Genomic DNA, 15,461 nt, shown 5'->3' with positions numbered 1-15,461 from the left:
GAGTCTTCGACCATGGCTACGATGATAACCGGTGAAGCCCCGGAGAGCGAACCGATTACCGTCCTCTACCAGGACGCCCACCTGGTCGCCGTTCACAAACCCTCCGGCATGCTCGTACACCGCACCAGCATCGACCGCCATGAAACCCGCATCGCCCTGCCCCTGGTCCGCGACCAGATCGGCCAGCACCTCTACCCCGTACACCGCCTGGACAAACCCACCTCCGGCATCCTGCTCTTTGCACTGGACAGCGATACCGCCCGACTGACCGCCGATGCCTTCCAGAACCACCAGGTACGCAAGGACTACATGGCCCTGGTACGCGGCTGGCCCCCGCTCGGCGGCATCATCGACAAACCCCTGGCCCCACGGGACCCGGACAGCCGCAAACGGAAAAAGCGCCCCAAGACGCCCCAGTCCGCCAAAACCCTCTATCACCGGGTTGCGCAGACAACGGTGCCGGTCTCCGTCGACGGCCGGTACCTGCACACCCGCTACAGTCTGGTCCGCCTGCGCCCCATCACCGGGCGCCGGCACCAACTTCGCCGCCACCTCAAGACCCGCAACCACCCGATCATTGGGGATGTGAATTACGGAAAAGGGATTCACAACCGGTATTTCCGCGAGCACTATGGGCTTGAACGGCTCCTGCTCTGCGCGATCCGGCTGAGCATGACCCACCCCATCACCGGCGACCCCCTTGTCATCGAGACAGAAGTGGACGACGATTTCAGGGGAATCGCGGAGCAGATCGGGCTTCAGGGTAGTGACCAATAAGCCAGCGCAGTGGTGGGTCTTTCAGGGAATCGCTGTGAATACATCCCTGTACGCTGCCCTCCGCCATCCATGGCTCCGGAGCTTCCCTGAAAGACCCACCACTGCCCTGACTTATCGGCCACCAAGCCTCAGAGTTATCCGAGGCATCAACAACAATAAATGGGACCTACATCATGAAAGTACTCGTAACCGGCGCGAACGGCCACATAGGCTGCCACGTAGTCAAACAGCTGCAGGACGAAGGCCACGAGGTTCGGGCTTTCGTTCGCCCCAATTCCGATCGACGTGGGCTGGAAGGGCTGTCGCCGGAGTTGGCGGAGGGTGATATCCGGGATGCGGAGGCCGTCAGCAAGGCCGCAGCCGGTGTCGACGCCATCATCCATATGGCCGCCGTCTACAAGACCATGGGCGCCGACGCCGACGAGATTTTCGAACCCGCCGTCCAGGGCGCCAGGGCCGTCTTCAGTGCCGCCCGGGAACACGGCATCAAGCGCGTCGTCTACACCAGCTCGGTCGCCTCCGTGGGCTTCTCCTACGACCCGCAGACCAAACTGACCAGCCACGACTGGAACAACGACCCCCACAACCCCTATTACCTTGCTAAGACCCGCAGCGAACAGACCGCCCAGTCACTGGCAAAGGAATACGGTGTGGAGCTGGTCGTGATCTGTCCGGCCATCGTCATGGGACCGCTGGATTACCGCATCACGCCCTCCAACCAGCTGGTCAAGGACTGGCTCAACGGCGCGGGCCAGACCTACCGGGGCGGACTGAACCTGGTCGATGTGCGGGACGTCGCCCAGGCCCATGTCGCCGCACTGACCCGGGGCCAGCCCGGCGGACGGTACCTGATCGGCGGCGAAAACATCGAGGTTCGCGAAATCGGCCGCCTGCTGAAGGAGATGACGGGAACCAGGCCCATCCACCTGGGCACCGGCCGCGGCCTGACCCTGTGGTTCGCCAAGTGGGTGGAACGCTTCTGCCGGCTTTTCGGCATCAAGCCCCCCTTCACCTACGACCTGGTCTACGAGGTGGTGGAGCGCTACGCCTACATCGACATGGACGAAGCCAACCAGGCCCTTGGCCTGTCACCACGGCCAGCGAGTGAGACGCTCCAGGATACCATTGCATGGTTGCTGCAACAGGAGCAGCTCAAGCCGTCGCTGACCAAGCGTCTGGGCCCGGATTTTCAGCCGGGAAGCAGTTCCGAGAAGGCGCGCTCATAAAGGGGCAGAACCTGGCTTGCGCGATACGCATCAGGCCTGAACGTGGCGCAGGCAGGGCGAGGGTTGTTGAGCAACTCCCGGATAAGGGCGGTCGCCTTCGCTGCCTCCCTGTCGACGTCCACCTCGCTGCTTTCATAGCGAAGCGCCGCGGGCACGTATTCCGGGTAGGCCAGGCGGTCGGGCACCACCGGCACCGCGCCGGCGGCCATACCCTCCAGTATGGCCAGGCCCTGAAAGTCGTGCAGGGCCGTGGAAAGCACCAGATCCGCCTCGCCCAGCAATGACCGGTAGTCGTCCTCCGAGGCGAGGAACCCGAAATGCACCAGTTCCCCATTGAACTCGGCGCGGATGGCCTCGAAGGCCTCGGGCGCGGAGCGGAACTGCTGCCCCACCACGCTGATGCGGAATGCCTGGCCGTTACGCTTCAGTGCCCGCAGTATGGCCAGCAGCCTATCCGGCCCCTTGTCATACTCCCATCGATGGTTCCAGAGCAGGTGCGGCACCGGGGACCAGTCCCTGTCCCGACCAAAGAAGACCCCGTCATCAATCGGTACCGGTACCACTTCGCTTTTCGCCTCCAGGCGCCGTGTCAGATCCCTGGGTTTATGGTCCGGGAGCTGGCGCATCAGCTTTTCCACGCCCTCAATCAGGCTGCGGCGGTTCCAGTCGCTGTTGAACAGGACCCGATCCGCGGAGAGCGCGGTGTAAAGGTTGACGATGCCGGGCTCGTTACTGCCCTGCCCCTTGCGCCGGTCGGGGTAGGCAAACTGGTTTTCATGGAAATAGGCAATGGCCGGGGCCCGCGCCAGAGCGGGATGGATACCGCGCAGCGTGGCCAGGTCGACCATGCTGGTGGCGATGACCAGGTCCCAGGACTGCTCAAGCAGGGGCTCGTTGAGCCAGCTCAGCGGGTTGCCCCGGATGCGCCAGCGGAAATGGCGCGGCGGCAGGGTCAGGCTGTGCCACTCATAGCCCGGCAGGCTGCGCTCCAGAAGCTCCCGCCACTGCCGGTGGCTGGCCGCCTCGTAGGCGGACAGGCAGAGCACCCTGGGCTTTGGATTACCACCGGCCACGGGAGTCCAGCCTCACGTCCGGCTCCTTACCGGCCACCAGATCACGAAGGATGGCCGCCGAGCCACAGGCATGGGTCCAGCCCAGTGTGCCATGGCCGGTATTGAGCCAGAGATTGGGCCATGCGGTCGCGCCGATGCAAGGCACGCTTGATGGCGTTGCCGGCCGCAGACCAGCCCAGAACTGCGCCCTCGCCCAGTCCCCTCCGCCCGGGAAGCAGGCTGCGGCGCGATCGAGGATCTGGCGGCAGCGGGCGTGATCAAGATCCTGCCGGTAACCGCCAATCTCCGCCATCCCGGCGATCCGCAGGCTCTCGCCCAGGCGGGAATAGACCAGCTTGTACTCATCGTCGATCAGGCTGACACTGTAGGCCCTTTCCGGGTCCTTTACGGGCACCGTCAGGGAATAGCCCCGAGCGGGATAGACGGGCAACCTGATTCCCAGGGGACGAAGCAACGGCGCCGAAAAGCTGCCCATGGCCACCACATAGGCATCCCCTTCAATGCGGCCGAAAGCGCCGTCCCGGTTCACCCGCACCCCGGCTATGCGACCATTCTCGCTCTCAACGCCCATGATCCGGGTGTTATAGCAGAAGCGGACGCCGGCCTGCTCGCCCATGGCGGCCAGGCGCTGGGTGAACAGGCGAGCATCGCCGGACTCATCCCCGGGCGTATAGGTCGCTCCCTGGATCCTGTGCCCGATGCCCTCCAGGGCGGGCTCGATGCGGGTCGCTTCATGGGCATCAATGATGCGCCGCTCACAGCCCAGTTCCGTCATGCGCCGCGCCGGCTCCCTCGCCCTGTCGAACACATGGCCGTTTGTGTAGAAGTGGAGTATGCCCTCTTCCCTGTGATGGTATTCAATCCCCGTTCTTTCCCGGAGTGATTGCAGGCAGGCGCGACTGTAGAGCCCCAGCGCCACCACCTGGCGCAGGTTACGCTGGTACCGGGAGGCACCGCATTCGCGCAGGAACTGGAGCCCCCATCGCCACTGGTACCAATCCATGCGGGGTTGAAAGCGCAGGGGCGATTCCGGGGCAAAGAGCCAGCGCAGGAGCTGGCGCGGGGCGCCGGGGCCGGCCCAGGGTTCGGCGTGGGAGACGGAAATCTGCCCGCCGTTGGCGAAGCTGGTCTCCTGGGCGGCACCGCCTCGCCGCTCAAGGACCGTCACATCATGCCCCGCCTCGCGCAGGTACCAGGCGGTGGCGGTACCGATTACGCCGGCACCGAGAACCACTATATGCATGGGTTGGCTATTCCAGATTCATGGTGCGCGGCAGTGTAACCCCCAGTCCGGACTTCCACCAGAGCAGGACAACGCCGATCCCATGGATATTCAGAAGGATGATCAGGTTCCAGTCGAACGCGTACTTGATGCTGTCCCAGTGCACCTCAGGAAGAACGGACTGCAGGATCAGGGACACCATGGCCACGCCCAGTGTGAAACCGCTGAGCATGAGCAGCCGCCGCCCGCCCCGGATCAGCAATGGGTAGGACGAACGCCAGAGTACTGCGCCCAGCAGGATCTGGACGATGCCGGTCAACCCCACATTCCCCACGGTGCCAACGCGTCTTGCCAACTCAAACGCATCGCCGGCATGGCCCAGACTCATAACGTAAGGCAGAAGGCAGCCCCCGGCCGCCAGTCCGATCCACCCGACCCCTTTACCACGCGGGTAACCGAGCGCCTTCAGCCATTGATGGTTGATCGCCCAGAAAAGCACCTGGAGCGTGATCGCCGGCAGCATGAGCCCTTTAAAGATGAAGTAGCCCGCGCCATCGCGGCCCGTGGCGCTGATGGAAGTGCAGGCGTCCCAGTAGGGGACGCACCAGTCGACGTACCCCTGGGAGGCGGACACCAGGTAGGTGATGTGAAAGGTCAAGAGCGGCAGCAGTACAGTGACCAGGCCCAGCCCCGCCAGGGGAATGACCCGGTCCTGGACATTTCTCCTTTGCGCTGTCTGTATCATCAGCCACTCATCCCGTCAGTCTGTTCTCTCCAGGTCCCGGCAGAGCTGCAGCCATTGCTCAACCCCTGCGCTGCGGTATTTCTGCCGGTGCATGATGAAATAGAAGGACCGTTCCAGGTCCCTGTGCGGCACGGGAAGGGGAATCAGCGATCCCCGGTCGAAGGCGTCCTGGAGGGCCACCTCTGACAGACATCCCACGCCCATGCCCGCGGTCACGGCGCGCTTGATCGCTTCCGTGTGCTGGAGTTCAAGCAGCACGTTAAGGTCCGGGAGCAACCCGTGCATGGCCCGGTCAAAAGTCTGGCGGGTTCCCGATCCGCCTTCTCGCAGGATCCAGGTGGCATCCAGAAGATCCTCATCGGTCAGTTCCTTCCTGCCCGCCAAGGGGTGATCCGGGGCGCAGAACACCACCAGGCGGTCCCCTCGCCAGGGGATCACATCCAGTTCCGGGGAATGTATCTCCCCTTCAATCAACCCCACATCCAGTTCAAAATCAGCAACCTTACGCCCGATGGTCCGGGTATTGGCCACTTCCAGGGATACGTTCGCGCCCTCGTTTTCGTTCATGAATCGTGCCATAATCGGTACCGCTATGTAGTTGCCGATGGTCAGAGTGGCGCCAACCTTGACGTGACCGACTTCCGCGTGACGGGCCAGAGCATGCTCAAGTTCATGGGCTTCATCCAGCAGGGCAGCCACTTTAGGCCGGATCAGGCGTCCCAATTCGTTCAACTGGAGCCGCTTGCCCATGCGATCGAAAAGCTGAACGCTGAACTGGCTCTCCAGATCACGCAATGCGCCGCTGGCTGCAGACTGGGACATGGCCAGTTCGTCCGCGGCCCGGGTGATGTTCTCGTTACGGGCCGTGGCCAGGAATACCTCCAGCTGACGCAGCGTATACTTCATAATCGCTTTATCCGATAAAAATTATTCTAATCATTTATTGAACCAATACGGTAACCACTGGGTCGGTTTCAGGCAAACCCCCGGTCAACGAGGTTAGATGTTATGGCGAAGTACAATGTTGAACGCGTCCTGAGCGTCCACCACTGGACGGACGAGCTGTTCAGTTTCACGACAACCAGGGACCCGTCGTTCCGTTTCAAGAACGGCCAGTTCACCATGATTGGCCTGCACCAGGAAGACGGCAAGCCGCTGATGCGCGCCTACAGCATGGCCAGTGCCAACCACGAGGAAACCCTCGAGTTCTTCAGCATCAAGGTTCAGGACGGCCCCCTGACATCCCGGCTCCAGCACCTGGAAGTCGGTGACGAGGTCCTGGTGGGCCAGAAGCCGACGGGCACCCTGATTGCCGACAACCTTCTGCCGGGACGCAACCTGTACCTGATTGGTACCGGAACGGGCCTCGCACCCTTTCTGAGCATCATCAAGGACCCGGAAGTCTACGAAAAATTCCAGAACGTGATCCTGGTGCACGGCGTGCGCTACGTGGATGAACTCGCCTACCGCGAGGGCATCACCCGCGAGCTGCCACAGCACGAATACCTGGGTGACATGATCCGCGACCAACTCACCTACTACCCGACGGTGACCCGCGAGGACTTTGAAAACCAGGGCCGGGTGACTGAGCTGATCGAGAGCGGTGAACTCACCCGGAATCTCGGCATGCCGGATCTCAGTCTGGAAGAGGACCGTTTCATGGTCTGTGGCAGCCCGGGCCTGCTCAAGGACATGGTCAGCATTCTGGAAAACCGGGACTTCAAAGAAGCGAAGCAGGGGCATCAGGGTCATTACGTGATCGAGAGAGCTTTCGTCGAGCAGTAATATCAACGCTGTCGGCCAACCGTTACACTGGATGGACCGTATAGGGAAAGAGCGGTTCCATTTGCACGGACAGGCGGGAGGCCGATATGCGCCCTGACGAATTCCTGAGAAAGTACGGCATAGACGAAAGTGGCGGCGAGAAGGGTGAACGGGACCATTCCCTGCGGGAGAATGCCTGGGAGCGCGCCGTCCGGCTGCATCAGCCGAATGCTGGGACCCCCCACGACTGGGAGGATTGGGAGCATGCCAGCGAGCGCTTCGGGGTTGATGTTGAGACCACCGAGGATCCGAAGGACCCAACCCGCTCCCACCCGGAACTGATCTCGGAAGAGGATGACCAGCCACGGGTCAGTGACTGGATCATGACCCGATTGCGGCGGATGCGGCGCCGCATCACCGGCCACTGACCCCTGACAGACGCGGTATCACGCCACTGGTTGCCAGGAAAAGGCACTGCCCATATACTGTATATATAAACAGTTATTGGGTGTGCCATGACGATCCATACCACCAACCGGATTGAGAACGACCCCCGCATCTGGCGAGCCAGCCAGCACAAGACAGCGGATGCCCAGGCCGTGGCAACGGGTTTTCCGGAACTGGATCACCTGCTTGCCGCCAGCGGGTGGCCACAGGGCACCCTGATCGAGTGTCATTGCCCGGCATCCGGTATTGGCGAAATCCGGCTTTTCCGTAGGGTCATGGAGGTGTGCTCCGGGCAGGGGCAGAGTGTTTTCTGGGTGGATCCGCCGCATACGCCCTATGCACCGGGCCTGGGTCAACTCGACATGGGCCTGGAGCATGTCTTCCTGATCCGGACCAATGACGAGGAAGACCGGGTATGGACCCTTGAGCAGCTCCTGAAATGTCCAGCCGCCGGACTGGTGATGGGCTGGAGTCCGTCCTGCAACCCGGCTCACCTGCGGCGCCTCCAGCTTGCCGCGGAAGGCGGCGACACTATGGGCGTTGTGGTTATCACGTCCGGGTCCGTTCACTCAGCCTCACCGGCGCCAGTACGCCTTGCCCTTACACCGACGCTGCCCCAGGGCCTGCGTATTGATATCCAGCGCCAGCGCGGCGGCCAGGCCGGCCGGTTGAGCCTGGCGTTGCCGCCACTACTCCCAGACCATGGGCCCGGCAGCGAAGGCCATTGACCATGCTCTGGCTGTATATCCATTTTCCGCTGATGCTGGCCGATCACTACCGCACCCGCACCGCAGGCGCACCTGTGGCCCTGACCCGGGGCACACCGCCCGTGGTGACCCAGGCCTGCAGTGACGCCCACCGTGCCGGCGTCCAGCCCGGCCAGTCCCTGGCCACGGCCCAGGGGCTGTGTCCGGAACTGAATCTCTTCCCGTTCAGGGAGCGCGCCCAGACCCGGGTTCTGGAACAGCTGGCCACCGCCATGTACCGGTTCCTGTCGCCCCTGACCCTCTGGGAACCGGACGGACTGCTCACCCAGGCCGATCAGCTGGGGCAGCTGTATGAGAGCCTGGAGGCACTGACAGGCTGTATTACCCGGGAACTCCGGGGCATGGGATTCCACTGCCGTCCCGCCACCGGCACGACTCCTCGCATGGCCCGGCTCCTGGCCCGTCATTCCGGTTTCTGCAGCGAAGACGGCCCAGCTCTTATGAAAGCAACCCGGGCATTGCCGGTAACCGCCACTGACTGGCCCGCTTCCGTCAAACAGCGGCTGAACCAGATGGGGCTGCACACCCTCGGCGACCTGCTTAATTGCTGCTCGAATGAGCTTGCCAGCCGACTGGGGCCGGAGCTTCAGGAGGATCTGCAGCGCATCCTGGGAAAGCGGGCGGAGCCCCTGGATGAATTCCACCCGCCTGATCGCTTCCATCAGTACGCGGAACTACCCCAGGAAACACGCAGCGTGGACCGATTGCGCTTCCCCCTGGAGCACCTGTTCAGGGCCCTGGAGCACTTCCTGCGGGAACACCAGTACGCCTGTGGCCGGATCAGGGTGACACTGCATCATCCCGACCGACCGGCCACTCCCCTGGAGCTCCGGACCGCCCGCCAGGAATACCAGGCGGAAGCTTTCCTGGAGCTGGCACTGCTGCATCTCAATGCCATGAAGCTGGAGGACGATGTTCAGGCACTGAGCATTGATGTCTCCCACCTGGTCAGCCGGGACCGCGAGGCCACGGACCTTTTCGGAAACAACCGGACCCGGAACGAAGCATTGGCGGCACTCCTGCACCGGCTCCGGGCCCGCCTGGGGGCGGACTCCATCCACCAGCCCGGCTCCCGTGCGGATCCGCGCCCGGAAAAGGCGCTGCGCTGGCGTCAACCGGGAGCCTCCCCGGACTCAACCGAAACCGGCCCCATCCGGCCCGTATGGCTGCAGCAGCCGCCCATACCACTCAGGGAACCACCCCACCGCTGGCTGAATGGCCCTGAGCGCATCCAGGGCGGATGGTGGGATGGCGATTATGTGCGTCGTGATTACTACATTGCCGTCCTTGCCAGCGGCCGTTGTGCCTGGCTGTACCGCAATCACCAGCGCCAGTGGTTCATTCACGGGTGGTTCGGCTGACGATGGAATACGCGGAGCTGCACTGCATCAGCAACCTCACCTTCCTGCGGGGCGCCTCACACCCCAGTGAACTGGTGGAGGAAGCCCAGCGACTGGGCTACCGCGCCCTGGCGCTGACGGACGAATGCTCTCTTGCCGGCATGGCCCGGGCCCATATCCGCGCCCGGGAACTGGAACTGACGCTGATTACCGGCAGCGAATTCCACCTTCAGGACCTTCCCGGCACCCTGGTCCTTCTGGCGCCCTCACGAGCCGCCCACGCAGCCCTCAGCCACCTGATCACCCGCGGGCGACGGCGCTGCGCCAAGGGTCGTTACCAGCTCTGGAAGGACGACCTGGCGCTCTGTCACCAGCACTGCATTGCCCTCTGGCGCCCTGGCTTCAGCAATGAAGACAGCCTGCATGGCGAAGCCCTGAAGGCCGGTTTCGGCACCCTGCGCCTGATGGCGGAACGCCCCCTCGAGCAGGCAGACCACCATCGCAACCAGTGGCTGACACAACTGGCCCGGGAACTGGACTGCCCGGTGGTTGCCACCGGCAACGTCCACATGCACCAACGTAGCCGCAAACCCCTCCAGGACCTGGTCACCGCCATTCGCACGGGCACTCCCCTGACCCGGAGCACCCGGGGACTCCAGGCCAATGCCGAGCGTTACCTGCGCCCGCGCCCACAACTGGAACGACTCTTCCCCGCTCACTGGCTTGAGGAAACCCTCCGGGTGGCGCGCCAGTGCCATTTCTCACTGGACGAACTGCGCTATGAATACCCCGGGGAACTGGTCCCCGTGGACCACACCCCCACAACATGGCTGCGGAAGCTGGTCGAGGACGGCCAGGCCTGGCGGTTTCCCGATGGCACACCAGAGGCCATCCGGGCCCAGCTCGAACATGAACTGGCCCTGATCGAGTCCCTGGGCTATGAGCCCTTTTTCCTGACCATCAACGACATTGTCCGGTTTGCACGGCAAAGCGGCATCCTCTGCCAGGGCCGTGGCTCGGCCGCCAACTCCGTGGTCTGCTATTGCCTTGGCATTACCGAGGTGGACCCGCGCCGCATCAACCTGCTGCTGGAACGCTTCATCTCGAAGGAACGGGGCGAGCCCCCGGATATCGACGTGGATTTTGAACACGAACGGCGCGAGGAAGTCATCCAGTACATCTATCGCAAGTACGGACGGGACAGGGCGGCCCTGGCGGCCACAGTGATCTGCTACCGCCCCCGCAGCGCCCTGCGTGATGCCGGCAAGGCCCTGGGGTTGGACCCGCTGCACGTGGAACAGCTTGTCCAGGGCATCGACTGGCGTGACAGGGAGGATGACTGGCAACAGCAACTGGAACGCAAGGGGCTGCTCAGCAACCGGGGGCCGGCCCGCCACCTGATTTCCCTGGCCCGGGAACTGCTCGGCTTCCCCCGCCACCTGTCCCAGCACGTGGGCGGCTTCGTGATCGCCTCCCGGGACGTTGCCGATCTGGTGCCGGTGGAAAACGCCGCCATGGCCGACAGGACCGTCATCCAGTGGGACAAGGACGACCTGGAGGCCCTGGGGCTGCTGAAAGTGGATGTGCTGTCACTGGGCATGCTCACAGCCACCCGCAAGGCCCTCGAGTTGATGGGCGAACGCCATGGTGGACACTGGACCCTGGCCGACATCCCCACCGAAGACCCGGCTGTTTACCGGATGCTCCAGCAGGGCCGGAGCATGGGCGTATTCCAGGTGGAGTCCCGGGCCCAGATGAGTATGCTGCCGCGCCTCAGGCCCGAGTGCTATTACGACCTGGTGGTCCAGGTGGCCATCGTCCGTCCCGGCCCGATACAGGGCAACATGGTCCATCCCTATCTGCAGAGACGGCAGAATCCGGACGCCGTGGCCTATGCCGATGACCGCATCAGGGCAGTGCTGGAATCCACCCTGGGCGTGCCCATCTTCCAGGAACAGGTCATCCGGCTTGCCATGGTGGCGGCTGGCTTCAGTGCCGGCGAGGCCGACCAGCTGCGCCGGGCCATGGCCGCATGGAAGCGTCATGGTGACCTGTCAGGATTCCGCGAAAAGCTTGTCAATGGCATGAACAGTAACGGCTACAGCACTGAATTTGCGGAACAACTCTACCGACAGATGTGCGGCTTTGGCGGTTACGGATTCCCGGAATCCCATGCCGCCAGCTTTGCCCTGCTGGTCTATGTCAGTGCCTGGCTGAAGTGCCACGAGCCGGCCGCCTTCCTGTGCGCGCTGCTCAACAGCCAGCCCATGGGCTTCTACTCAGCCTCACAGCTGGTCCAGAACGCCCGCCGTGAAGGCGTGGAAGTGCACCCCGTTGACGTCAACCACAGCGGGGTGAAACACCGGCTTGAATACGATACCCGTGATGAGACGCCCGCCGTCCGTCTCGGGCTGAGCCTGGTACGAGCGCTCACTGGTGAGGCTGCCGAGCGGGTGGTCGCCCGGCGCCCATCAACCGGCTACCAGACAACCGAGGAACTGCGGTACCGCACCGACCTGAACCGGGCAGACCTGGAAGCCCTGGCCGGCGGTGGCGCTCTACGCTCGCTCGCCGAGAACCGCCACCAGGCCCGCTGGGACCTTCTGGAACCCACCATGGAGCTGGCACTCCCCGACGTCAGCCCTTCCAGGCCCCCCGAAACCGCCTCGGTCATGCCCGCTCCCCGGGAAGCCGATACGCTGCTCGAAGACTATGCCAGCCTCGGCCTGTCCCTGGAGCGCCACCCGCTGGCATTGATCCGAGGCCGTGGCCAGCTGCGCCACTGTGTCACCGCCGACAGCGTCCACCAGGCCGAACCCAACCGTCCGGTCGCCGTGGCCGGACTGGTCACCGGCCGCCAACGCCCCGGCTCCGCCGCCGGCGTCACCTTTGTCACCCTCGAAGATGAGACCGGCAACCTCAACGTCGTCGTCTGGCAGGCCACCGCCCGACGCCAGCGCCGCCCCCTGCTCAATGCCAGGCTGCTGCATGTCAAAGGCACCGTGGAACAGCAGGACGGCGTCACCCACATCATTGCCGGACGTCTGAGCGACCTCAGCCATCTCATTGACAACCTCAATGTCAAAAGCAGAGACTTCCACTAGAATTGGCCGCTCACCCGAACGGGAGACCCCCATGGCTGCCGACCAGGACGGCTACGATCCAGGCAAGGACCTGACCCTCATTCTTGAGCACTACCAGCCTGCCTCAATTCTCTACACTGAAGGCTTGGCTGAAGACGCCGTCCTCAACTGGCAGGGTTGCCCGAACGCGGACGCCCGACTACGCCTGCCCCCGGAACAGCCCACAGGCGCCTTCCCCCTGCCCCGACTCTACGACCTGGCCCTGGTCACCGACACCCTGGAAAACCTGAGCCACGATCAGGGCGAACTGATCCTCGGCCAACTCCGCAACATGGGCGCCACCCGAATCGCGGTCCTGGCCGGCGATACAAGCCCCTGGGGCTTCAAGGACTTCATTGGCATGGGCTTCACCCGTCTTTACCATTACTCGGAACCGGTATCCGCAACCCTGTTCGCGTACGATCTGGATACCTACAACTATGTGCGGGAGTGGAACAATCCGGACAACTGGGCCAATCCCGAAATGTGGGATAAAGCTCGGTGGTAAGAAGAACCCGGTAGTCAGATAAGGGTGCAGGCGCTGGGGTGGGGAGCGCTTTCCGGGAAGCTCTTTCGCCAGGGATGGCGAAAGCGCAGCGTCCAGGGATGGATTCATAGCGATTCCCGGAAAGCGCTCCCCACCCCAGCGCCTGCATCCCTCTCGTACTCTCAGCATTAAGGAGGAACCATGGCAGAAATCTGCGTCCGCGCCATCGTCAAAGGCCGGGTCCAGGGCGTGAGCTTCCGTGACAACACACGGCGCCAGGCCCAGCACCTGCAAATCACCGGCCACGCCCGAAACCTCCCCGACGGCACCGTGGAAGTCCTCGCATGCGGCGAGGAAAGCGCCGTCAACACACTCGTGGACTGGCTCCACAAAGGGCCACCCGCCGCCAGCGTCAGTCAGGTCACCGTCCACCAGGAAGACCAACAGCCTCCCGCCAGTTTCAGGATCGCGTAGCCCATCACAGAAATCCCACCGGGTCAGCCCACTGTGACTTTACAAGTCAAAAAAACCTGTATACATTGACAGTGTACTGTACAGACAAACAGTGGCTGACCTATGAAACTGACGAAACGCCAGGAACAGATACTCGAACTCATCAGGGAGCACGTGCACAGCACCGGCTACCCGCCGACACGCGCCGAAATCGCCAGCGAACTGGGCTTCCGGTCCGCCAATGCCGCCGAGGAACACCTGAGGGCCCTCGCCCGCAAGGGCGCGATCGAGATGGTCAAGGGCGCCAGCCGTGGCATTCGCCTTCCGGAAGTGGAGGAAAGCCCAGGAATTCCGATCGTTGGCCAAGTTGCCGCCGGTAACCCGATCCTTGCCGAGGAGAATATCGAGGACCACTGCACGCTGGCTCCGGAGTTCTTCTCACCGTCCGCCGATTACTTCCTGAGGGTGCGAGGCACCAGTATGGAGGATGTGGGCATTCTTGATGGCGACCTGCTCGCCGTCCACCGGACCCGGGATATCCACAACGGACAGATCGTGGTGGCACGGCTCGAGGACGAAGTCACGGTCAAGCGCTTCCGTAAACAGGGGCATGACGTGTGGCTGATTGCCGAGAATCCCGAATTCGAACCCATTCACATCGATCTTCGTGAAGCCGATCTCGATATTGAAGGCCTGGGCGTCGGTGTCATACGTCGCGGCGATCTGCACTGATCCAGTGGTCTCAAACGCTTATTAAAGGAGCAGGATCATGGAACAACTAAGCCTTACTCCCTACGCCGAATCCGGGAAAAGCGAGCAGACATTGCCCGCACCATCGACAGACCAGCCGGCAACGGCGTCTGAGACGTCGGAGCAGGCCAATGTGACGGAGATTATTCTGCCAGCGGAACAGGTGGAAAACTTCCAGTTGCTGCTGCCGATGCTGACGCAGCTCAACCGCGAGGAACGCTGGCTGGCCTGGATTGATCCACCGGCTGGCCTGGTGCAGAAATGGCAGCAGCATCATGGCATTATCCAGCACCAGCTCCTGATCCTGAGATCATCGCCCCAGCACAGTGCCGAGGTCCTGGCCGAAAAAGCGCTCTCGGCGGGGACCTGCCATGCCGTGGTGCTCTGGACCACCGGGCTGAGCCGCCAGAACACCCGGCGCCTGGAAGAGGCGTCCGTCAGGGGGCACAGTCATGGCGTAATACTGCGTCAGCGCCAGTCCCGTTCCTAGTGGACGGTCTGATTATAGGCAGGGGGCATGGTATCGGCGTCTTCCTCTTCGAGATCGACCTCGCCAATATCACCATTGGCGGTCCCTGCCGCTTCAATACCCGCCGTAATCATTGCCTTGGCCACAGCAAGATCGTTGTCCTGCAGCATGTCCTTGGCTTCCTGGGAAAAGCGAATCCTTACCAGGGGCGTATTTTCATCGTCTGACCGGCGCAATGCGAATTCGCCGGTGGGGAGCTGTACAATTTCCAGAAAGGAAGTCGGCATAAAACGCGCCTTTTACCATTGATCATGACGTTCCGTGAACGCCTCGAAATAAGCTCTGAATTCACCAATCAGTGACTTGATGGCCGCAACCGATCGATCCGGTCCTGCTTCGCTGGCAACGGCAATAAGCCCTTCGGCTCGGGGATTTGAATCAGGTCTTCCAGGCTTTTGCTGAAGGGAGAGCAGGGCCTCCAGATGACACCACCAGCTGTCTGGTTGCTGCGCGATCCCTTCCAGGATACGAACCTCACCGGGCTGGTCGCCAACCCGCTCCTGTAGCGCAGCCAGGGTATCGCCCTGAAAGTCATCAATCTGACTGGTATCGGCGATCAACTTGAGCAGCACCGGACGGGCCTCGCCCAGGAGCGCCACCGCGCCCTGCACCAGCCCCTCATTGGCGGTTGCCGTATTCTGGCGCCAGCTTTCCTCAGCCAGTCCAAGAACCTGCCCTGCCATGGTCAGCTTTTCCCGCAGCAATGAACACCAGCCGGCGTCGAGCATTGTAAGTGCTCCCTGATTGAGCCAGAGCATG

The 15,461-nt window shown here is 62.8% G+C and carries 17 protein-coding genes; 11 read left to right on the top strand and 6 right to left on the bottom strand.

Annotated elements, in window-relative coordinates; translation table 11 throughout:
- The first annotated feature begins 12 nt into the window (after window positions 1-12).
- The gene (locus tag DES49_RS11020) at window positions 13-777 is read left to right on the top strand and encodes a pseudouridine synthase (RefSeq protein WP_133736483.1); all 765 of its coding nucleotides are present in this window, start codon (window positions 13-15) and stop codon (window positions 775-777) included.
- Between the two features lie 173 nt (window positions 778-950).
- Entirely contained in the window at window positions 951-2,003 is a 1,053-nt protein-coding gene (locus DES49_RS11015; RefSeq protein WP_133736482.1) for an NAD-dependent epimerase/dehydratase family protein, read from the top strand.
- Here the strand turns inward: DES49_RS11015 and DES49_RS11010 are convergent.
- The 4 genes from DES49_RS11010 to DES49_RS10995 are packed head-to-tail and all read right to left on the bottom strand — an operon-like array spanning window position 1,967 to window position 5,949.
- Window positions 1,967-3,076 carry a tRNA-queuosine alpha-mannosyltransferase domain-containing protein gene (locus DES49_RS11010; protein WP_133736481.1) on the bottom strand — a complete coding sequence of 370 codons (1,110 nt, stop codon included), beginning with the start codon at window positions 3,074-3,076 and terminating at the stop codon, window positions 1,967-1,969. The genes DES49_RS11015 and DES49_RS11010 overlap by 37 nt on opposite strands.
- Window positions 3,063-4,319 carry a D-amino acid dehydrogenase gene (locus DES49_RS11005; RefSeq protein ID WP_133736480.1) on the bottom strand — a complete coding sequence of 419 codons (1,257 nt, stop codon included), beginning with the start codon at window positions 4,317-4,319 and terminating at the stop codon, window positions 3,063-3,065. The genes DES49_RS11010 and DES49_RS11005 overlap by 14 nt, the downstream gene beginning before the upstream one ends.
- Window positions 4,320-4,326: 7 nt before the next feature.
- Window positions 4,327-5,043 carry a hypothetical protein gene (locus DES49_RS11000; RefSeq protein WP_133736479.1) on the bottom strand — a complete coding sequence of 239 codons (717 nt, stop codon included), beginning with the start codon at window positions 5,041-5,043 and terminating at the stop codon, window positions 4,327-4,329.
- Between the two features lie 15 nt (window positions 5,044-5,058).
- A complete protein-coding gene (locus DES49_RS10995; protein ID WP_133736478.1) occupies window positions 5,059-5,949 on the bottom strand; it encodes a LysR family transcriptional regulator in 891 nt (296 codons plus the stop codon).
- Window positions 5,950-6,051: 102 nt separating this feature from the next.
- Here DES49_RS10995 and DES49_RS10990 point away from each other — a divergent pair, with 102 nt between their 5' ends.
- From DES49_RS10990 to DES49_RS10950, 9 genes are all read left to right on the top strand, one after another.
- Window positions 6,052-6,828 (top strand): ferredoxin--NADP reductase, encoded by a 777-nt coding sequence (locus tag DES49_RS10990; protein ID WP_133736477.1) that lies wholly within the window; start codon window positions 6,052-6,054, stop codon window positions 6,826-6,828.
- 86 nt (window positions 6,829-6,914) lie between these two features.
- The gene (locus tag DES49_RS10985; RefSeq protein ID WP_133736476.1) at window positions 6,915-7,235 is read left to right on the top strand and encodes a hypothetical protein; all 321 of its coding nucleotides are present in this window, start codon (window positions 6,915-6,917) and stop codon (window positions 7,233-7,235) included.
- A gap of 87 nt (window positions 7,236-7,322) precedes the next feature.
- Window positions 7,323-7,982, top strand: coding sequence for a translesion DNA synthesis-associated protein ImuA (imuA, locus tag DES49_RS10980; RefSeq protein WP_133736475.1), 660 nt, complete (start codon window positions 7,323-7,325; stop codon window positions 7,980-7,982).
- A gap of 2 nt (window positions 7,983-7,984) precedes the next feature.
- On the top strand, window positions 7,985-9,382 hold the full coding sequence (locus DES49_RS10975; RefSeq protein ID WP_133736474.1) for a Y-family DNA polymerase: 1,398 nt from the start codon (window positions 7,985-7,987) through the stop codon (window positions 9,380-9,382).
- A 2-nt stretch (window positions 9,383-9,384) separates the two neighbouring features.
- Complete coding sequence (locus DES49_RS10970) at window positions 9,385-12,465, top strand: error-prone DNA polymerase (protein ID WP_133736473.1); 3,081 nt, start codon at window positions 9,385-9,387, stop codon at window positions 12,463-12,465.
- A gap of 31 nt (window positions 12,466-12,496) precedes the next feature.
- The gene (locus DES49_RS10965; protein WP_133736472.1) at window positions 12,497-12,991 is read left to right on the top strand and encodes a DUF6231 family protein; all 495 of its coding nucleotides are present in this window, start codon (window positions 12,497-12,499) and stop codon (window positions 12,989-12,991) included.
- 180 nt (window positions 12,992-13,171) lie between these two features.
- The gene (gene yccX / locus DES49_RS10960) at window positions 13,172-13,444 is read left to right on the top strand and encodes an acylphosphatase (protein WP_133736471.1); all 273 of its coding nucleotides are present in this window, start codon (window positions 13,172-13,174) and stop codon (window positions 13,442-13,444) included.
- A 102-nt stretch (window positions 13,445-13,546) separates the two neighbouring features.
- Entirely contained in the window at window positions 13,547-14,155 is a 609-nt protein-coding gene (gene lexA, locus DES49_RS10955; RefSeq protein WP_133736470.1) for a transcriptional repressor LexA, read from the top strand.
- A gap of 37 nt (window positions 14,156-14,192) precedes the next feature.
- Window positions 14,193-14,663, top strand: a complete 471-nt coding sequence (locus DES49_RS10950) for a cell division inhibitor SulA (protein ID WP_133736469.1) — start codon at window positions 14,193-14,195, stop codon at window positions 14,661-14,663.
- Here DES49_RS10950 and DES49_RS10945 read toward each other — a convergent pair.
- Window positions 14,660-14,929, bottom strand: a complete 270-nt coding sequence (locus tag DES49_RS10945; RefSeq protein WP_133736468.1) for a hypothetical protein — start codon at window positions 14,927-14,929, stop codon at window positions 14,660-14,662. The two genes, DES49_RS10950 and DES49_RS10945, sit on opposite strands and share 4 nt — an antisense overlap.
- Before the next feature lie 12 nt (window positions 14,930-14,941).
- Entirely contained in the window at window positions 14,942-15,430 is a 489-nt protein-coding gene (locus DES49_RS10940) for a DUF6586 family protein (protein ID WP_133736467.1), read from the bottom strand.
- Window positions 15,431-15,461 lie beyond the last annotated feature (31 nt).

The organism is Halospina denitrificans (assembly GCF_004364635.1).
In the GTDB taxonomy this organism is placed as follows: Bacteria; Pseudomonadota; Gammaproteobacteria; order Pseudomonadales; family Oleiphilaceae; genus Halospina; species Halospina denitrificans.
This window is presented reverse-complemented; position numbering and strand designations above follow the sequence as displayed.